At 70.9% G+C, this 19,318-nt stretch carries 15 protein-coding genes and 1 riboswitch; of the genes, 7 read left to right on the forward strand and 8 right to left on the reverse strand.

Features of this window, described 5'->3' with window-relative positions; all coding sequences use genetic code 11:
- The first annotated feature begins 135 nt into the window (after positions 1-135).
- Positions 136-1,359 (forward strand): uroporphyrinogen-III C-methyltransferase, encoded by a 1,224-nt coding sequence (gene cobA, locus CEP50_RS14770; protein ID WP_106114539.1) that lies wholly within the window; start codon positions 136-138, stop codon positions 1,357-1,359.
- Positions 1,360-1,463: 104 nt separating this feature from the next.
- Here cobA and cobN read toward each other — a convergent pair whose 3' ends face one another.
- Complete coding sequence (gene cobN / locus CEP50_RS14775; RefSeq protein WP_106114540.1) at positions 1,464-5,075, reverse strand: cobaltochelatase subunit CobN; 3,612 nt, start codon at positions 5,073-5,075, stop codon at positions 1,464-1,466.
- A gap of 132 nt (positions 5,076-5,207) precedes the next feature.
- A riboswitch (cobalamin riboswitch) is annotated at positions 5,208-5,332 on the reverse strand.
- 125 nt (positions 5,333-5,457) lie between these two features.
- Between cobN and cobG the strand changes: the two genes are divergently transcribed.
- The 3 genes from cobG to CEP50_RS14790 are packed head-to-tail and all read left to right on the forward strand — an operon-like array spanning position 5,458 to position 8,986.
- Positions 5,458-6,837: a precorrin-3B synthase gene (gene cobG, locus CEP50_RS14780; protein ID WP_106114541.1), complete on the forward strand. Its 1,380-nt coding sequence runs from the start codon at positions 5,458-5,460 to the stop codon at positions 6,835-6,837.
- Positions 6,834-7,460 carry a precorrin-8X methylmutase gene (locus CEP50_RS14785; protein ID WP_106114542.1) on the forward strand — a complete coding sequence of 209 codons (627 nt, stop codon included), beginning with the start codon at positions 6,834-6,836 and terminating at the stop codon, positions 7,458-7,460. The genes cobG and CEP50_RS14785 overlap by 4 nt, the downstream gene beginning before the upstream one ends.
- A complete protein-coding gene (locus CEP50_RS14790; RefSeq protein ID WP_106114543.1) occupies positions 7,457-8,986 on the forward strand; it encodes a precorrin-2 C(20)-methyltransferase in 1,530 nt (509 codons plus the stop codon). The genes CEP50_RS14785 and CEP50_RS14790 overlap by 4 nt, the downstream gene beginning before the upstream one ends.
- Here the strand turns inward: CEP50_RS14790 and CEP50_RS14795 are convergent.
- Positions 8,961-9,728, reverse strand: coding sequence for a cobalt-precorrin-6A reductase (locus CEP50_RS14795; RefSeq protein WP_106114544.1), 768 nt, complete (start codon positions 9,726-9,728; stop codon positions 8,961-8,963). The two genes, CEP50_RS14790 and CEP50_RS14795, sit on opposite strands and share 26 nt — an antisense overlap.
- Before the next feature lie 53 nt (positions 9,729-9,781).
- Between CEP50_RS14795 and CEP50_RS14800 the strand changes: the two genes are divergently transcribed.
- Complete coding sequence (locus tag CEP50_RS14800; protein WP_181188404.1) at positions 9,782-10,882, forward strand: cobalt-precorrin-5B (C(1))-methyltransferase; 1,101 nt, start codon at positions 9,782-9,784, stop codon at positions 10,880-10,882.
- A 20-nt stretch (positions 10,883-10,902) separates the two neighbouring features.
- Here the strand turns inward: CEP50_RS14800 and cobM are convergent, their stop codons facing one another.
- The 4 genes from cobM to CEP50_RS14820 all read right to left on the reverse strand — a co-directional run bounded on the left by cobM (position 10,903) and on the right by CEP50_RS14820 (position 14,257).
- Positions 10,903-11,646 carry a precorrin-4 C(11)-methyltransferase gene (gene cobM / locus CEP50_RS14805; protein WP_106114545.1) on the reverse strand — a complete coding sequence of 248 codons (744 nt, stop codon included), beginning with the start codon at positions 11,644-11,646 and terminating at the stop codon, positions 10,903-10,905.
- Positions 11,643-12,866 (reverse strand): precorrin-6y C5,15-methyltransferase (decarboxylating) subunit CbiE, encoded by a 1,224-nt coding sequence (cbiE, locus tag CEP50_RS14810; protein ID WP_106114546.1) that lies wholly within the window; start codon positions 12,864-12,866, stop codon positions 11,643-11,645. The genes cobM and cbiE overlap by 4 nt, the downstream gene beginning before the upstream one ends.
- A 372-nt stretch (positions 12,867-13,238) precedes the next feature.
- Positions 13,239-13,979, reverse strand: a complete 741-nt coding sequence (gene yaaA, locus CEP50_RS14815; RefSeq protein ID WP_106114547.1) for a peroxide stress protein YaaA — start codon at positions 13,977-13,979, stop codon at positions 13,239-13,241.
- Between the two features lie 11 nt (positions 13,980-13,990).
- Positions 13,991-14,257, reverse strand: a complete 267-nt coding sequence (locus CEP50_RS14820) for a hypothetical protein (RefSeq protein ID WP_106114548.1) — start codon at positions 14,255-14,257, stop codon at positions 13,991-13,993.
- Between the two features lie 272 nt (positions 14,258-14,529).
- Here CEP50_RS14820 and CEP50_RS14825 point away from each other — a divergent pair, with 272 nt between their 5' ends.
- Positions 14,530-16,278, forward strand: a complete 1,749-nt coding sequence (locus CEP50_RS14825; RefSeq protein WP_106114549.1) for a proline--tRNA ligase — start codon at positions 14,530-14,532, stop codon at positions 16,276-16,278.
- Positions 16,279-16,344: 66 nt separating this feature from the next.
- On the opposite strand, the gene CEP50_RS20625 is transcribed toward CEP50_RS14825, so the two are convergent.
- Together CEP50_RS20625 and CEP50_RS14835 are read right to left on the reverse strand one after the other, a co-directional pair.
- Complete coding sequence (locus CEP50_RS20625; RefSeq protein WP_258175274.1) at positions 16,345-16,599, reverse strand: hypothetical protein; 255 nt, start codon at positions 16,597-16,599, stop codon at positions 16,345-16,347.
- 770 nt (positions 16,600-17,369) lie between these two features.
- On the reverse strand, positions 17,370-17,780 hold the full coding sequence (locus tag CEP50_RS14835; RefSeq protein WP_106114550.1) for a YjbQ family protein: 411 nt from the start codon (positions 17,778-17,780) through the stop codon (positions 17,370-17,372).
- Between the two features lie 72 nt (positions 17,781-17,852).
- Here CEP50_RS14835 and CEP50_RS14840 point away from each other — a divergent pair, with 72 nt between their 5' ends.
- Positions 17,853-18,905, forward strand: a complete 1,053-nt coding sequence (locus CEP50_RS14840) for an aminotransferase class V-fold PLP-dependent enzyme (protein WP_106114551.1) — start codon at positions 17,853-17,855, stop codon at positions 18,903-18,905.
- The last annotated feature ends 413 nt before the right edge of the window (positions 18,906-19,318 follow it).

Raw genomic sequence — 19,318 nt, forward strand, 5'->3', positions numbered from 1 at the left:
ACCGTTCCCGCGGTGGGGAGTGCGGTTTCCGCGTGTCCCCACACCCGCGGGGAGAACGCCGGCACCGACGGCCGCAGTCGGACCCCGCCGATGTCGCCGGGGGTGCGCAGAGACCTACAGGAACGATTGACTCACATGAGCTCGCACAGCCAACATCACTACTTCGCCGGACTCGACCTGCAGGACAGACGAGTGGTCGTCGTCGGTGCGGGAACCGTGGCACAACGACGGATCCCACGGTTGATCAAAGCGGGAGCGCGCATCGAGGTCGTCGCCCCCGAGGCCACCCCGGCCGTGGAGGGGATGGCCGAGTCGGGCGAGGTGGTGTGGCACCGGCGGAGCTACGTCGAGGGGGATCTGGAACGGGCCTGGTACGCGGTGGCGTGCACCTCCGATCCGGAGGTCAACGCGTCGGTCGTCGCCGAGGCCGAACGGGAACGCGTGTTCTGTGTGCGGGCCGACGACGCCTCCCGGGGAAGCGCCGTGACACCCGCCGTGGCCGAACACAACGGGCTGCTGTTCGGAGTGCTCGGCGGCGGTGACCACCGGCGTTCGGCAGCGGTCAAGGAAGCCCTGCTCGAAGCGTTGCGCACCGGTATGGTGGACGAACACGCGCAACCGCACCAGCCCGGCGTGGCACTCGTGGGTGGGGGACCCGGTGCCGCCGATCTCATCACCGTGCGGGGGCGGCACCTGCTCGGGAAGGCCGACGTGGTCATCACGGACCGCCTCGCCCCCCGGGAGCTGCTGGAGGAACTCGGCCAACACGTCGAGGTGATCGACGCCTCCAAGATTCCCTACGGACGCGCCGCCAACCAGGAGGTCATCAACAGGCTGCTGATCGAACGTGCCAGGGCCGGAAACTTCGTGGTGCGGCTCAAGGGCGGTGATCCCTACGTGTACGGGCGCGGCTTCGAGGAGCTGCTCGCCTGTGTGGAGGCCGGTGTCGCCGTCACCACGGTGCCGGGGATCACCAGCGCCTTCGCCGCCCCGGCGATCGGGGACGTGCCGGTGACACATCGTGGCGTGGCCCACGAGGTGGTCGTCGTCTCCGGGCACGTGGGGCCCTACGACGAGCAGTCTCTCGTCGACTGGCCCGCCCTGGCCCGGCTGAGGGGGACGCTGGTGCTGATGATGGCCGTCAAGAGGATCCGCGAGTTCGCCGACGTGCTGCTCGAACACGGCAAGGACCCGCAGACCCCGGTGGCGGTGGTCCAGGAGGGAACCATGCGGGGCCAGCAGACGCTGCGCAGCACGCTGGCCGAGATCGCCGGGGAGGTCGAGCGGCGGGAAGTGGCTCCTCCGGCGGTCATCGTCGTCGGAGCGGTGGCGGGGCTGGCCCCGGACCGTGTCGCGTGACCTCGGTCCGCACGGGGCCGTTCCGTGCGGCCCCCGTCCCGGACTCCGGTCCGAGGTAAGGGGCCGTGGCGGGACGGCCCCGGTGCGGAACCGGGGCCTCGCTCTCAGCGTGTTCCGCCGTCCTCCAGATCTCCCTCGACCTGCAGGTAGATCTCCCGCAACCGCTGGATCGTCTCCGGGTCGGGTTCGGCCCACATGTCGCGGTCCGCGGCCTCCAGCAGGCGTTCCACGATGCCGTGCAACGCCCACGGGTTGGACTCGGTGAGGAACTTCTGGTTCTCCTCGTCGAAGACGTAGGTCTCGGCGAGCTTCTCGTACATCCAGTCCCCGACGACCTCGGTGGTGGCGTCGTAGCCGAACAGGTAGTCCACCGTGGCGGCCAACTCGAAGGCCCCCTTGTAGCCGTGCTCGCGCATCGCCGAGACCCAGCGGGGGTTGACCACGCGGGAGCGGAACACCCGGGAGGTCTCCTCGTGCAGGGAGCGGGTGCGTATCGAGTCCGGGCGGGAGCTGTCCCCGATGTAGGCGGCCGGGGAGTTGCCGGTCAGCGCGCGCACCGTGGCCACCATCCCCCCGTGGTACTGGAAGTAGTCGTCCGAGTCGGCGATGTCGTGCTCACGGGTGTCGGTGTTCTTGGCGGCGATCGAGATGCGTCGGTAGGCGTTCTCCATGTCCGCGCGGGCGTCGACCCCGTCCAGGTCCCGGCCGTAGGCGAAGCCACCCCACACGGTGTAGACCTCGGCGAGGTCGGAGTCGTCGCGCCAGTTGCGACTGTCGATCAACGACAGCATCCCGGCCCCGTAGGCTCCCGGTTTGGACCCGAAGATCCGCATGGTGGCGCGTCGGTGGTCGCCGTGCTCGGCCACGTCGGCACGTGTGTGTGCCCGCACGAAGTTCCACTCGTCGGGTTCGTCGAGTTCGGCGACGAGCCGGAAGGCGTCGTCGAGCAGTGTGACGACGTGGGGGAAGGCGTCCCGGAAGAAGCCGCTGATGCGTACGGTCACGTCGACCCGGGGACGCCCGAGCTCCTCCAGCGGGACCACTTCCAGCCCGTTCACGCGCCTGGAGGAGTCGTCCCAGGTGGGCCGTACCCCGATCAGGGCGAGGATCTCGGCCACGTCGTCGCCCGAGGTCCGCATGGCACTGGTGCCCCACACCGAGAGGCCGACCGAGGCGGGCCACTCGCCGTTGTCCCCCCGGTAGCGCTCCAGCAGGGACTCCGCGATCGCGTAACCGGTGTCCCAGGCCAGTCGGCTCGGGATGCCCTTGGGGTCGACCGAGTAGAAGTTGCGTCCGGTGGGCAGCACGTTGACCAGGCCGCGCAGCGGGGAACCGCTCGGCCCGGAGGGGATGTAGCCGCCGCGCAGGGCGTGCAGCGTCGAACCGACCTCGTCGGTGGTGGCGTTCAGGCGCGGGACGATCTCCTCGGCGGCGAACCGCAGCACTTCCGCGACCCTGCCGGAGTTCTCACCGAGGATCTCCGCGCACACCGATTCCGCCTCCGCGGACTGCCACGCGCGCCGCTCCATCTCCTCGACCAGCGCGTGCGCGGTGGACTCGATCGCGTCCACGCGTTCGCGGGCCTCCGAGCCGTCCTCGGAAAGACCGAGGGCCTCCCGCAGTCCGGGGACGGCGGCCTGCTGGCCTCCCCACATCTGCCGGGCGCGCAGCATGGCGAGCACCAGACTCACGCGGGCCTGGCCGGTGGGCGGGTCACCGAAGACGTGCAGCCCCTCCCGGATCTGGGCGTCCTTGACCTCGCACAGCCAGCCGTCGACCTGCATCAGCATGTCGTCGAACTCGGCGTCGTGCGGGCGTTCCTCCAGCCCCAGGTCGTGGTCGAGCTTGGCCGCCTGCATCAGCGTCCAGATCTGGCTGCGGATGGCGGGCAGCTTGGCCGGGTCCATCGCCGTGATGGTGGCGTGCTCGTCGAGCAGCTGTTCCAGGCGCGCGATGTCGCCGTAACTCTCGGCCCGGGCCATGGGCGGAACCAGGTGGTCCACCAGCGTGGCGTGCACCCGGCGTTTGGCCTGGGTGCCCTCACCGGGGTCGTTGACCAGGAAGGGGTAGACCAGCGGGAGGTCGCCCAGGGCGGCGTCGGGCGCGCAGGAGGCCGACATGCCCGCGGTCTTCCCGGGCAGCCACTCCAGGTTCCCGTGCTTGCCCAGGTGGATCATGGCGTGGGCGTCGAAGTCCTCGGCCAGCCACCGGTAGGCGGCCAGGTAGTGGTGGCTGGGCGGCAGGTCGGGGTCGTGATAGATCGCGATGGGGTTCTCGCCGAAACCACGCGGCGGCTGGATCATCAGCACGATGTTGCCGGCACGCAGCGCCGCGAGCACGATCTCGCCCTCGGGGTCCCGGGAGTAGTCCACGAACAGCTCTCCGGGGGGCGGTCCCCAGTGCTGTTCGATGTCGGAACGCAGCGACTCCGGCAGGGAGTCGAACCACTCGCGGTAGCGTCTGGCCGGCACCCGGATGGGGTTCCCGGCGAGTTGTTCCTCGCTCAGCCAGTCCCGGTCCTGGCCTCCCGCCGCGATCAACGCGTGGATCAGCGCGTCCCCGTCCTGGGAGAGGACACCGGGAAGCGCGTCGGGCCCCTCGGTGGGGCCGATGTCGTAGCCCTGCTCGCGCAGGGCCCGCAGCAGCCGTACCGCGGACAGGGGGGTGTCCAGCCCGACGGCGTTGCCGACCCTGGCGTGCTTGGTCGGATAGGCCGACAGCATCAGCACGAGACGCTGCTGCTCGGGGGGAACGTAGGCGAGTCTGGCCTGCCGGACGGCGATTCCGGCGACCCTGGCGGCTCGTTCCGCGTCGGCGACGTAGACCGGCAGTCCCTCCGAGTCGTTCTCCTTGAACGAGAACGGAACGGTGATCAGCCGCCCGTCGAACTCCGGCACGGCCACCTGGGTGGCCATGTCCAGAGGGGACAGTCCCTCGTCGTTGTCCTCCCAGGCGGTGCGGCTGCTGGTCAGGCACATTCCCTGCAGGATCGGAACGTCCAGCTGGGCGAGCGCCCCGACGTCCCAGGCCTCGTCATCGCCTCCGGCGGTGGCCACGGCCGGTTTGCTGCCGCCCGCGGCGAGGACGGTGACCACCAGCGCATCCGCTCCGCGCAGCGTCTCGATCAGCTCGGGGTCGGGGGAACGCAGTGAGGCGCAGAACAGCGGCATGGCCTGGCCGCCCGCGCGTTCGATCGCCTCGCACAGGGTGTGCACGAAGGCCGTGTTGCCCGCCACGTGGTGCGCGCGGTAGTAGAGCACGGCCACGGTGGGGCCGTCCGTGCGCTGCGGTGTTCTGTCCAGCTTCCCCCAGGTGGGTGTCTCGATCGGTCCGCTGAACCCGTGTCCGGTGAGCAGCACCGTGTCGGACAGAAAATGGTACAGCTGTTCGAGGTTCTCGGGCCCGCCGTTGGCCAGATAGGCGTGCGCCTCGGCGCACACCCCTCCGGGCACGGTGGAGCACTCCATGAGCTCGGCGTCCGGTTGCTGTTCACCACCGAGCACCACCACGGGCCGGGACCCGCTGAGCAGGAAGTCGATGCCTTCCTCCCAGGCCCGGCGTCCCCCGAGCAGCCGTACGACGACGAGGTCGACCCCGTCGAGCAGTTCCGGCAGCTCCTCCACGCCGACCCTGGCCGGATTGGCCAGCCGGTAGTCGGCGCCGCTGGACCGTGCACTGAGCAGGTCCGTGTCTGAGGTGGACAGCAGTAGGATCATGCGACTCGCTCCTCGGCATCGGGAACCGGGGCGGCCGACCAGGACGGGACGCGCGATGCACGCGCGGTCGTACGGCGCATCAGGAACCTTCCCAGGGGTCCTCGCCCCTTTGCTGACGGTCGCGGCGGTTCGGAGTCTCCTGGCTTCCGGATCCTCGCTTCCTCCGGTCTTCCCATCGCCGTGCGACAGTGACCCTGTTCGGAGTTCGCTCCCCGGTGACAGTGGCGGGACCGCGCCGGACTCACACCGGCTTCCTCCGTTCACCGCCGTGGATACGGCGTCCAGTCTCGGGAACGGGACGATCTTTCGTCAAGTTGACGTGAGATGCCCCCGTTCCCGGCGTGTTTCGTGGCACACCGAGGACGTCCGTAGCATCGTCGGAGTGTCCGACAGCTCCGTTCCCGAACGAGACAGGCCCGACGCGTGCCCCGGTGCGGTCCAGGTCCATCCGGCCGCCGACGGGGGTCTCGCCCGCGTTCGTGTTCCCGGCGGAGTCCTGAGCGCGGAACAGGCACGCGTGGTGGTCGGGGCCGCCGTGGAACTGGGCAACTCCACCGTCGAACTCACCTCCAGGGCGAACCTGCAGCTGCGTGGCGTCGAGGATCCCGGTGAGCTGGGGCGCCGACTCGGCGAGGCGGGACTGCTGCCCTCGGCCACCCACGAGCGGGTGCGCAACATCGTGGCCAGCCCCTATGCCGGCCTGGACGGTCCCACCCGCTTGCCGGTGTCACGGGTGGTGGAGGAGCTGGACCACGGACTCCGCTCCGTGCCCGCCCTGGCCGAGCTGCCCGGACGCTTCCTGTTCACCGTCGACGACGGCAGGGGGGACGTCTCCGCGTTGGGCGGCGACGTCGGACTGCTGCCCGTCTCGGCCCACCGGGTGGCCGTGCTGCTGGCCGGCGCGGACTCCGGGGTGCGGGTCCCTCCGGAACGGGCCGCCGCCGCGGCGGTCACGGCGGCCGAGGGGTTCCTCGCCGAACGCGCCCGGAACGGCAGCGGTGCCTGGCGCATGGCCGAGCTGGCCACGACACGCCCCGTCTCCGACACTGTGTGTGCCCGCCACGGTGCGCGGGAAGCCGACGTTGTCGAAGTCACACCGGCCTCGTGGGCGGAATCCGGTCAGCAGGGAAAACCCCGTCCGGGAGTCGTCGGGCGGGACGAGGACGCGGTGGCCGTGGAGGTGGGGGCGCCGCTCGGCCGCTTGTCCCCAGCGCAAACGCATAGCATCATACGAGCGGCCGAAGCCGCGTCCGGTTTCGTTCGACTGACCCCGTGGCGGACCGTGATCCTCACGGGAGTGCCGGAACGGGACCACCGGTCGTGGCTTTCCGAACTGCACTCGTGCGGTTTGCTCGTCGAGCCGTCCGCACCGCTCAGCGGTGTGACCGCCTGCGCGGGCTACCCCGGCTGCGCCAAATCCCTGGCCGATGTCCATCGGGACGCCGCGCGTGGCACGTCCCGCGGCGAGGCGGCCGCGCCGGGGGCTCTGCCGGTGCACTGGGTCGGCTGTTCGCGTCGCTGCGGCCTTCCCCGGGGGCCGGTGGTGGAGGTACTGGCCGAACCCTCCGGGTACCGGGTCAGCGCGGGGACGCCGCAGGAGCGGGTGACGTGGGCCTCCGAGGCGGATCCCGACGTGGCGGCCGAGGTCGCGAACCGAGCACGACACGCTGGTGCGGTGCGCACCGCCGGGACGCCACGAGCCGGGTTCGGGAACGGCCGAGCGAGCAATGATCGGGACACGACGAACGAGGACGACCGGTGATCGAGTACATCCGGGACGGCAGGGAGATCTACCGTCGCTCCTTCGCGACCATCCGCGCGGAAGCCGCTCTCGACGGGATGCCGGCCGACGTGGCCGGTGTCGCCGTGCGCATGATCCACTCCTGCGGAATGGTGGACCTGGTCGACGACCTGGCCTACTCCCCTGACGTGGTCCGTTCGGCGCGGGAGGCGTTGAACGCGGGTGCTCCGGTGCTCTGCGACGCGGAGATGGTCGCGGCCGGGGTGACCAGGCGCAGGCTTCCCGCGGACAACGAGATCCTGTGCACGTTGTCCGACCCCGCCGTGCCCGGGCTCGCCGAGCGGCTGGGAACCACCCGCAGCGCCGCCGCGATGGAGCTGTGGCGACCACGGCTCGACGGGGCCGTGGTCGCGATCGGAAACGCGCCGACCTGCCTCTTCCGGCTGTTGGAGCTGGTCGAGCAGGGCGCGGGGGTTCCGGCGGCGGTGCTCGGGATCCCGGTCGGTTTCATCGGGGCCGTCGAGTCCAAGCAGGCACTGGCTTCGCACCCGCGCGGTCTGGAGCACCTGGTGGTGCACGGCAGACGCGGCGGTAGTGCGATGACGGTCGCCGCCATCAACGCGATCGCGAGCGAGGAAGAGTGAGCAGCGAAGACAACGACTCCGCCGCCGGACGCCTGTTCGGTGTGGGCCTGGGCCCCGGTGACCCCGAGCTGGTGACGGTCAAGGCGGCGCGGTTGATCGGGGCGGCCGACGTGGTCGCCTACCACAGCGCCCGACACGGCAACAGCATCGCCCGTTCGGTGGCCGAACCGTACCTGCGTGGGGACCAGATCGAGGAACCGCTGGTGTATCCGGTCACCACCGAGACCACCGATCACCCGGGCGGGTACCAGGGAGCGATCGACGAGTTCTACGCCGAGTGCGCCGAACGGCTGGCCTCCCATCTGGACGCGGGCAGGGACGTGGTGCTGCTGGGGGAGGGTGACCCGTTCTTCTACGGGTCCTACATGCACATGCACAAGCGGTTGTCCTCGCGTTTCGAGACCGTGGTGGTCCCGGGGGTGAACTCGGTGAGCGCGGCCTCGGCCGAACTGGGGCGGCCCCTGGCCGAACGCGACGAGGTACTGACCGTGCTGCCGGGGACGCTGGACTCCGAGACGTTGGCACGGAGGTTGGACGAGACGGACGCGGCCGCCGTGCTCAAGCTGGGGCGAACCTTCGAGGGTGTGCGCGAGGCCTTCGAGAAGGCGGGATGTCTGTCCGAGGCCTACTACGTGGAACGGGCCAGCACCGACAGGCAACGGGTGGAACCGTTGTCCGAGGTGGATCCGCGGACCGTGCCCTACTTCTCGCTGGCTCTGCTGCCCAGCCGTTCCGGGGCGGAGATCCCTCTGCCGGAAGGCGGCGGAACTTCGGAGCACCGGGGTGGTGAACTGGTGGTCGTGGGACTGGGCCCCGCCGGCAGGGAGTGGACCACACCGGAGGCCCAGGCCGCGTTGGCCACCGCCGACGACCTGGTCGGTTACGGTCCCTACCTGGACCGTGTCCAGACCAACCCGCGCCAGCGCAAACATCCCTCCGACAACCGGGTCGAGGCCGAGCGCGCCCGGCAGGCACTGGACCTGGCCGCCTCCGGGCGGAGGGTGGTCGTGGTCTCCTCCGGGGATCCCGGGGTGTTCGCCATGGGCAGTGCCGTCCTGGAGGTTGCCGAGGAGCCGCGCTACGCGGAGGTGGACGTCCGCGTCCTTCCCGGTCTCACGGCCGCGCAGGCGGTGGCGAGCAGGGTCGGGGCCCCGTTGGGACACGACTACTGCGTGCTCTCCCTGTCCGACCGGCTCAAACCCTGGGAGGTGATCGAGCGGCGGTTGCGCGCGGCGGCCCGGGCCGATCTCGCCCTGGCCGTGTACAACCCTGCCTCCCGCAGTCGTCAGTGGCAGGTCGGGGCCGCCCGACAGGTGCTGCTGGAGGAGCGCTCCGCCGACACCCCCGTGGTGATCGGTCGGGACGTCGGGGGGCCGGAGGAACGGGTCTCCGTGGTCCGGCTGGGAGAGCTGGATCCGCGGTGGGTGGACATGCGCTGCCTGGTGCTGGTCGGTTCCTCCACCACCCGAGTGGTCACCCGGGGGGACGAGACCACCGTGTTCACCCCCCGGCGTTATCCCGCGTGAACGGGCCGATCCGCCTCCGCAGCCATTCCAGGGCCTCCTCGACCCCGGAGACCACGGGTGCTCGCGGCGGAGGCGGTTGCTCCACCATCACGACGGGGACCCCCAGATCCCGGGCGGCCACGAGCTTGCCCTCCGTCATCGTCCCTCCGCTGTTCTTGCTCACCAGCAGGTCGATGTCGTTGTTCCGCAGCAGCTCGCGTTCGGCGTCCGCGTCGAAGGGACCACGTGCGGACAGCGTCGTCGTGTGGGGAGGCAGCGGGGGCTCCGGGGCGTCGACCGTCCGGACGAGGAACCACACGTGGTCGATCCCGGCGAAGTGGTGCAGTCCCTGCCTGCCGGTGGTGAGCAGCACCCTGCTCCCGAGCCGCCGAACGGTTCCGGCGGCCTCGGCCAGGGAGCGCACCGACCTCCAGTCGTCCTCGGGTCCCGGCGACCAGGGGGGACGGCGCAACACCAACAACTCCACCCCGCGCTCCCGCGCGGCGACAACGGCGTTGGCGCTGATACCGGCGGCGAAGGGGTGCGTGGCGTCGACCACGGCCGTGATCCCTTCGCGGGAGAGGTACTCGCCCAGCCCCTGGGCCCCGCCGAAGCCGCCCACCCGGACCTCTCCCGCCGGGAGCTTCGGATCGCGTACCCGCCCGGCCAGCGAGGACACCACCGAGACCCCGAGCTCGGTAAGCTGCTCGGCGAGACGTCGTGCCTGCGCGGTCCCCCCGAGGACGAGTATCCGCGTCTCCATCACACACCATCCCCCGGAACAGTGAATCCGAACTCGCTGGAGTGCATTCTCCCGTGGTGAACGATCGTGCTGAACAGTCGGGTGGTCCGCGCTATGGGTGGACCACCGGGGCCTGCGCCCTGGCCTCGACCGCCGCGGCCTACACCGCTCTGCTCACCGGACGGTTCCCCGATCCGGTCAGCGTACGGCTGCCGAAGGGACACGAGCCCGCCTTCGCGCTCTGCCGGGAGCGGCTGGGGGAGGGCTGGGCCATGGCCGGTGTCGTCAAGGACGCCGGGGACGACCCGGACGTGACCCACGGGGCGGTGGTGGGCGTGACCGTCTCCCGAGGTCGCCCGGGAAGCGGGGTCACCTTCCGCGCGGGAAGCGGGGTGGGGACGGTGACCAAACCCGGTTTGCCGCTGGCGGTGGGGGAACCGGCCATCAATCCGGTTCCCCGACGGTTGATCAGCGAACTCGTCGCCGACACGGCCGCGGCCCACCGGGACGACGGCGACCTCGTGGTGGAGGTCTCGGTGGAGGACGGCGAGGAACTGGCCAGGCACACCTGGAACCCCCGTCTGGGCATCCTGGGTGGGCTGTCGATCCTGGGAACCACCGGAGTGGTCGTTCCGTACTCGTGCTCGGCCTGGATCGACAGCATCCGACGCGGGGTGGACGTGGCCCGGGCCGAGGGGCTGCGACACGTGGCGGGCTGCACCGGCAGCACCTCGGAACGCACGGTGACCGAGCTCCACGGGCTCCCTCCGGAGGCGCTGCTGGACATGGGGGACTTCGCGGGAGCGGTGCTGAAGTACCTGCGCAGGCACCCCGTGCCCCGACTGACCATAGCCGGTGGGATCGGGAAGCTGGCGAAACTGGCCGACGGTCATCTCGACCTGCACTCCAAGCGTTCCCAGGTGGACTTCGCACGCCTGGCCGGTCTCGTCACGCGGGCGGGGGGAAGTACGGAGCTGGCCGACCGCGTGAGCCGGGCCAACACCGCGCTGGAGGCGCTCGAGATCTCCGCAGCGGAAGGGGTTCGGCTCGGTGAGCTGGTCGCCCGGCAGGCCCGGGAGGTGGCGCTGGAGACTCTGCGGGGGGCTCCGGTGGAGGTGGAGACCGTCGTGATCGACCGCTCCGGCACGGTCCGGGGGCGCTGTCCGTCCCCCTGACCGTGCCGGGCCGCACGTGATCAGTCCCGGCAGCGGTACACCGAGTACAGATGGCTGTCCGGGAACCGGTCCGCGGCGAGCACCCGCCCCACCACGACCACGGCCGTGCGCTCGATTCCCGCCTCGCGGACGCGTCCGGCCACATCGGCGAGCGTTCCGCGCAGCACGCGCTCGTCCTCCCTGCTCGCGCCGGCGACCACGGCAACGGGGCACTCCGCCCCGTAGTTCGGTACGAGCCGCTCCACGAGCTCCTCGATCCGGTTCACCGCCAGGTGCAGCACCAGGGTGGACCGACTGCGCCCCAGGGTTTCCAGGTCCTCCCCCTCCGGCATGGGGGTGGCCCGGGCCGCCGTTCTGGTCAGCACCACGGTCTGGCCGACTCCGGGGACGGTGAACTCCCTGTTCAGCGCGGCCGCGGCGGCGGAGAAAGCGGGTACGCCGGGAACCATCTCGTAGTCGATCCCGACCTCGTCGAGCCTGCGCATCTGCTCGGCCACCGCGCTGAACACGGCGGGGTCCCCCGAGTGCAACCTGGCCACGTCGAGACCGTCGCGGTGGGCCCGCTCGATCTCGGCGAGGATCTCGTCCAGGTTCATGCGTGCCGTGTCGACCAGCCGCGCTCCCTCCGGGCAGTTGTCCAGCAGGTCACGCGGAACCAGGCTGCCCGCGTACAGGCACACCGGGCAGGAGGCCATGGTGCGTTGTCCCCGGACGGTGATGAGATCCGCCGCTCCGGGGCCGGCACCGACGAAGTAGACCGTCACTGTTTCGTCACCGCCCACTGGGTCACGCGCAGAGCCGGGCGCCAGGCGGTGAACCCTCCGACCGCCCCCGCCCGTTCGACTCCGATCCTCGTCAGTTCCCCGCCCAGGCGGGAGTACCATTCGGTCACTGTCGACTCCGATTCCATGGTGACGGCGTTGACCACGAGACGCCCGCCCCGCGGAAGGGCGTCCACACAGGTGTCCAGTACCCCGGGAACGCTCACGGCCCCTCCCACGAAGACCGCGTCCGGGGTCTCCAGCCCGCGCAGTCCCTCCGGGGCGGACTCCCGGACGAGCCGGATCCCGCCTGCGCCGAGGGCCGCCGCGTTCCGGGTCACGCGTTCGGCACGCCGTGGGTCGTGCTCGACGGCGATCGCCGTGCCCCGGGTCGCGCGTATCCATTCGATCGCGACGCTGCCGGAACCCGCGCCGACGTCCCACAGCAGCTCTCCCGGGCGGGGGGCCAGTCTGGCCAGGGTGCTCGCGCGGACGTCGCGTTTCGTGAGCTGTCCGTCGTGTTCGTACAGCTCGTCGGGCAGTCCCGGTGCCACGGCGACCTCCGCCGGGGCGGAGGAGTCCGCACGGTCGATCGCGACGATGTTCAACGGTCCCGTGCGGTCCCGCAGGCGCGCCGCGAGTTCCCGGTGGATCCGCTCCCCGCGCCCGCCCAGGTTCTCCAGCACGACCAGCTCGCTGTCACCGAAGCCGTGCTCGCTCAGCAGGGCACCCACCTCGGCAGGGGTGTCCCCGTCGGAACTCAGCACCATGATCCGGTTGTTCCGGGCCAGTTCGGGCAGCAGGTTCTTCACCGGCCGACCCACCAGGTTGACCACGCGGACCTCGTGGGCGGGCCATCCGAGCCGGGAGCAGGCCAGGCTCACCGAGGAGGGATGAGCAACGACGTGCAGTCTCTCCGGTCCCACCATCCTGGCCAGGGTCGCTCCGATCCCGTGGAACATGGGGTCTCCGCTGGCCAGTACGCAGATCGAACGCCCGGCGTGCCTGTCCAACAGCTCGCCGAGGGCGGGCAACAGCGGGGAGGGCCAGCTCACGCGTTCGGCCGAGGTCTCCGGGATGAGGTCGAGCTGTCTGGAGCCGCCCATGACGACCTCGGCGTTCTCGATGGTGCGACGTGCCACGGGGGAGAGACCCTCCCACCCGTCCGCGCCGATACCCACCACGTGGATGGGTTCCCGTGTTCCGCTTTCCTCGGTGCTCACGGGCGCCCCACGGGGTCGGGGCCGCCGCACGAGCCGGTGGCCGCCGTGGACCCTCGACGGTCTCCGCTGTTCGGGGTGTCTGTGCTCACGTTCGGCGGGCCTCCTGGAAGGTCTGGGATGTCGCGGGCCGAACGGGCCCGCCCACGGGAGGGGAGCACTCCGTGGGGAGGGTGTCCGGTCGACGGACACGGTGCGCTCTCCCGGCGTCTCGTGGGGGACACTGCGACTCTCGCGGAGGAACTCCACGGGCCGGGTGCGGAAGAACGGGCGAGCCCGTCCCGGACGTCGAGCGGGGGAGAGCGCGGTTTCCGGATACTAACGCACCTCCGTGGAAGGTCCGAGGACTTCCCACCGGATGGGGGAGAACTCACATCAGCTGACCACGAGGGTCAGACTCCGCCGTCCCGGCTGCTCCACCCGCAGTCCTGCCCCGTGTGCGATCTCCGCCACCTCGGCGGGGCTCTCCGGTTCCCGTTCGGCGAGGGCCAGAGCCCTGGCCAGCCTGCCCTTGTGCGTCTTGTTGTGGTGGCCGACGGTCTTGCGGGAGCCGTTCCCGTCCTCGGTGACCACGCGGACCTCGACGGGGTCGGGAAGCGCGGCCAGGGCGGCGTAGGCCCCGGAACGCAGATCCACCACGGGTCCGGGGACGGACTCCAGCACGCGGCTCAGCTCGGGACGCCACAGTCGACGGAGGCTGCCGACCTCCGGCAGACGGGATCCCGCCGACAGGCGGTAGGCCGGCACGGGGTCGGCGCCGCGCAGCACACCGAACAGGGCGGAGACGACGGCGAGTCTCTCGTCGGCCCGCCGGCGTTCCTCCCCGGAGAGGGATCCCACGTCGAGCGCGTCGTAGAGCACTCCGCTGTAGCGGTCCAGGGCGGCGAGGGTGGGGGAGTTCCACAGCGCCCCGTTGCGTTCGACCTCCTCGGACTGTCGTGGCGACAGGCCGAGCGCTTCGAGGCTGGCCGGAAGGTCCTCGCTCAACCGCACCAGCGTTTCGACGAGTCGTTCTCGGGTGGGGGTGAGTTCGGGGAAGGACAGCGTGTCCAGCCGCAACGGCGGCCCGGTCCCGCCGGGCGACTTGGTCTCGGAAGGAGGCAGGAGTACGAGCATGTGCGGGCAGTCTAGTCGCCCACCGGTGGCGGTTCGGTGGGGAGCTCGGCGGGTGACGGGGGGACGTTCTCGCTCAGCAACAGCTCCCAGCACTCGGGGCAGGTCGGATACAACAGCCACTCCACCGAGGAGACGGGGGAGGGATCGAGGTGGCGGCCGCACAGCGTCTCCCGCGGGGACCACCCCTCCGCGGGCGGCGCTCCGGCGAAGAGGTGCCTGGCGCCGTCGGCTCGGCGCGCGGGGTGCCAGAACCGTTCTGTGGGCCGCTCGGTGCCCAATTCCTCGCCTCCTCCGAAACGGGGACAGTCCCCCTGATTGAGCCACATTCCCGTGGGGAGGAAACCACGGAGGAGGGAAACTCCCCCGAACGTGGGGTTCGGGGGTCGGCGGGGAGAATGGGATCTTTCCGCTGCCGGGCGTGTGTGCCGCGATCGCCCACGACGCTCGGGGCGTGCCCGGCGCGGGAGTCGTCGACACCCACGGTCGTAACACCCGCTAGGCTCTCCCGCGAGACGCGAGGAGAGCGCGAGGCGTAAAGGAGCGCGCAGCCTTGATCACGAGGATGTCCACGTTGTTCCTGCGTACCCTGCGTGAGGATCCGGCGGATGCCGAGGTGCCCAGCCACCGGCTGCTGGTGCGCGCCGGATACGTGCGCCGGGTAGCACCAGGCATCTACTCCTGGCTGCCGCTCGGGCTGCGCGTCCTGCGCAACATAGAACGCGCCGTGCGGGAGGAGATGGAGGCCATCGGCGCCCAGGAGATCCATCTCCCCGCGCTGCTGCCGAAGGAGCCCTACGAGGCCACGGGCCGTTGGACCGAGTACGGGCCCAACATGTTCCGCCTCAAGGACCGCAAGAAGGCGGACTACCTGCTCGGCCCCACGCACGAGGAGTTGTTCGCCCAGACGGTGAAGGGCGAGTACAACTCCTACCGGGACTTCCCCGTCATCCTGTACCAGATCCAGACGAAGTACCGGGACGAGGAACGCCCGCGCGCCGGGATCCTGCGCGGTCGGGAGTTCGTCATGAAGGACTCGTACTCCTTCGACCTGGACGACGAACAGCTGATGACCTCCTACCGACTCCATCGTGAGGCCTACACGAGGCTGTTCGACCGGCTCGGTCTGCGCTACACCATCGTGGCTGCCACGTCGGGGGCGATGGGGGGGTCGGCCTCCGAGGAGTTCCTGGCCGAGTGCCCCACGGGGGAGGACACGTTCGTACGCAGCAGCGAGTCCGACTACGCGGCCAACGTGGAGGCCGTGACCACTCCGCCCGCCCCGGAACGGTCCGTCGAGGGACTCCCTCCCGCCGAGGTGCACCACACCCCGGACACCCCGACGATCGAGACGCTCGTGGAGTTCCTGAACGGAGCGGGTTGGGAGCGGACGTTCACCGCCGCGGACACGCTGAAGAACGTGCTGGTCAAGACGCGGCGTCCGGGTGACACGGAGTGGGAGCTGCTCGGAGTGGGGGTTCCCGGTGACCGTGAGGTGGACATGAAGCGGCTGGAAGCCGCCCTGGAACCCGCCGAGGTAGCCCTCGTGGACGACGAGGACTTCGAGGCCCGTCCCTTCCTGGTCAAGGGCTACGTCGGACCGAAGGCACTCCAGCACAACGGGGTGCGTTACCTGGTCGATCCCCGGGTCGCCCGGGGCACCGCCTGGGTGACCGGGGCGGACAAGACCGACCACCACGTGGTCGACCTGGTGTGCGGCCGGGACTTCGTCCCGGACGGCACGATCGAGGCGGCCGAGGTGCGGGAGGGCGATCCCTCGCCCGACGGGCGGGGGGTTCTGCAGTCCGCCCGGGGGATCGAGATCGGACACATCTTCCAGCTCGGACGCAAGTACACCGACGCGATCTCGCTGGACGCCCTCGGGCAGGACGGCAAACCCAAGCGGGTGACCATGGGCTCCTACGGAGTGGGGGTGTCCCGGTTGGTCGCGGCGATCGCCGAACAGCACCACGACGAGCAGGGACTGGTGTGGCCGCGTGCGGTGGCCCCGGCCGACGTGCACGTGGTCGTGGCGGGCAAGGACGAGACCGCCGCGGGCGAGGCCGAGCGCCTCTGCGCCGAGCTGGACACCGCCGGTGTCCGGGTGATCCTCGACGACAGGAACGCCTCGCCCGGGGTGAAGTTCGCCGATGCCGAGCTGGTGGGGGTGCCCACCATCCTGGTGGTCGGCAAGGGGCTCTCCAGGGGAGTCGTGGAGGTCAAGGACCGCGCCGGCGGTGAGCGCGTCGAAGTGTCCACCGACGGCGTGGTGGAGCACCTCGTCGAGCTGGTGCGAGGCTGAGGGCGCCCGTAGGTGCGGGCCGGCCCGGCCGAGTCATGCGCGGAAGCCTCCCGGCGCGCGGGCGGGTCAGCGCACCGGCCGTGCGCTGTCCAGGATGCGGGGGACGAGTTCCTCGCCCTCGGCGGGCGGGGAGGAGTCCGGGCGCAGACTGTCCGCTGCGGCGAGAAGCACGACGTAGGTGTCCTTCGCCCGGATGACCAGGGTCGCGATCCTGGCCTTGGTGGGCAGACAGGGGGAGCTCTCCGGTACGCGCACCGTGCCGGAGAGCCGTACCGCCTCGAAACCTCCGACGTCGGTCGTGCTGGGGGCGCCCGTCTCCACCGAGACTCCGCCCCCCCGCGTCCCCGGCGGTGTAGAAGTTCCGCCCGGAACGACGGAGGAACTCGCGCGCGGTCTCGGCCATGCTCCGGTCCGGTTCGACGGCGGTGCTCACCACCCTCCCCGCCGTGCGGTGTTCTCCGGCGCACTCGTAGTAGGGACCGTCGACCAGGCCGTGGAACGTGACGTCTCCGAGGGCGGGTACCGAGTATCCCCGGGAGGGGTCCAGCACGTTCCAGTCGGAGGGAACGTCGTAGGCGAGCCGGTTCCGCGGGTTGTAGCCGACCTGCCAGCCGTGTATCCGGGGTGCGGGGGCTTCCGGAGCGTTTCGGGCGGTCGAGGGGGACTCCGTCCCGCTGGCGGGGGCCGCATTGTTGTGGGAGGGCCGCAGCGCCCCGTAGTAGACCCCGAGCCCCACGGCACTGGCCAACAGCACGGCGGCGAGCGTGAGAGCCACGAGCACTCCCCGGTTCGGTCCTCCGGGAGGTCTGCTGCTCGCGGTGGGCTCCTCGAAAGTGCCGAAACCCCGGTAGACGGAGCCGCCCCCGGAAGGGGAGCGCGTCGGATCCGCCTGCCACCCGTAGGGACTGGGGAGTCCTCCCGCGGAGTTCTTCGCGGGGGTGGGCCACCGGGCGGGGTCACCGCCCCGTGGGCCGAACCCCGGTTTCCCGGAGGTGCCGTCGTACCCACCGTATGGCTGTCTCACGAGATCGAGACTACCGGTGCGCGGTACCCGTTCCGGACGGGTGCGGTCCGTGCGGGAGGCCCGGGGATCAGCCCGACAGGAAGCTCAGTCTGACCCGCCGCACGGGATTGTCGGTGTTGGTGTCCACAAGGCACACCGACTGCCAGGTTCCGAGTGCCATCCTGCCGTCGAGCACCGGAACCGAGACGTGCGGGGGTATCAGGGCGGGAAGGACGTGATCCCGGCCGTGACCGGGGGATCCGTGTCGGTGCTTCCAGCGGTCGTCGGCCGGCAGCAGGTCGTGCAGCGCCGCGAGCAGGTCGTCGTCACTGCCCGCTCCGGTCTCGATGACGGCGATTCCCGCCGTGGCGTGCGGCACCCACAGGTGCAGCAGCCCCTCGTCCCCGCCGATCTCGCGCAGGAACCTCGTGCACTCCGCGCTGAGGTCGCGAACCGTCTCCCGGCCGCCGGTGTGTACCTCGACTTCCTCACTGTGCATGGTCGCGAGTCTAGGTCCGGTGCGACGGTGACACGCGGCACCGTGCGGGGGGTGATCGGTTAGGTTCCGGATATGAGAGAAACCTTCGGAACATTCTTCGACCTGGAACCGGGATACCTGAACACCGCCAGTATCGGTGTTCCTCCCGCCGAGGTGGCCGATTCGGTGAGCGCGGTCGTCTCCGGCTGGCGGGGTGGCCGACTGTCCCCGCCCGAGTTCGACGAGTACGTGGCGCGCGCCCGCGAGGGTTTCGCCGCTCTCGTCGGTGTCAGCCCGGAACGGGTGGCCACGGGATCCTCGGTGGGACAACTGGTGGGCACGGTCGCCGCGAGCGTGCCGGACGGCAGCAGCGTGGTGGTGGCCGAGCGGGAGTTCACGAGCGTGACCTTCCCCTTCGCCGCCCAGCACGGACGCGGGGTGCGGGTCACCGAGGTGGCCCCGGAACGGCTGCTGGACTCGTTGTCGGGGCACGACGTGCTCGCGGTGAGCCTGGTGCAGTCCTCCGACGGACGGGTGTTCGACCCCGAGTCCCTGCGGGAGGCGGCCGCACGTCACGGGGTGCGGGTGTTGCTCGACGTCTCCCAGGCGGCCGGTTGGATGCCGTTGGAGCTGGACTGGGCCGACTGGGTGGTGGGATGCGCCTACAAGTGGCTGCTGGCCCCACGAGGAGCGGCCTGGCTCGCGCTCGGCGCGGACGTGGCCCGGTCGACGCGCCCGGTCGGGGCGAACTGGTACGCGGGCGAGGACCCGTGGCAGAGCCTCTACGGGCTGCCGTTGCGTCTGGCCCACAACGCGCGTGCTCTCGACGCCTCCCCGGACTGGTTCGCCCAGCTCGGGGCCGCCGCCGCGCTGGACTGGTTGCGAACCCTCGACCTCTCCGCCGTCCGGGCCCACTGTCTGGAACTGGCGGGCAGGCTGTGCGGGAAGCTGGGGATGGCTCCGCCCGCGTCCCCGATCGTCACCCTCGACGTGGCGGAGGCCCTTCCGGAGCTGCGTGCCGCCGGGATACGTTGCGCGGAACGCGACGGACGGGTGAGGTTGTCTTTCCACCTCTACAACACGCGGGAGGACGTGGATCTCGTGCTGGACGCGCTGTCCCGGGTGGATCCGGGGTCGTCGCGGTGACGTCCTGTTCTGCCCCCGATCGTTACCCGCTACGGTAGGTGCCTGTGTCGGATCACCACGGCGCACCCGAACAGATGACAGGGTCGCAGCAGAACTTCGAGCGCGGGGACACGGCGCCACTCAACGCGATCCGTGACGGAGGGGCAACCCCACCTGATCGGATGAGGCAGGGGTGGGGTTCGGAGGCGCGTTCCGAGGGCGCGGCCGGCGAGCGCACTCGCCCGGCCTTTCCCCTGTCCAACCAGGTGAGTCCCCACGCCGCCTCCTCTCCGGCGGGGCCCGGTCCGGTGCCCGCGCCCGGCCCCGGGCCGGCGGCGAACGGTGCCGGCCTCGTCTCTCCGACGGCGGGCACGGGAGCCGGCAGCGGAGGGGCACCGGCCGGTCCCGGCGGTGGGGGGAGTCCGGGGCCGGGG

It is taken from the genome of Actinopolyspora mortivallis (genome assembly GCF_003001495.1).
GTDB classification, from domain to species: domain Bacteria; phylum Actinomycetota; class Actinomycetes; order Mycobacteriales; family Pseudonocardiaceae; genus Actinopolyspora; species Actinopolyspora mortivallis_A.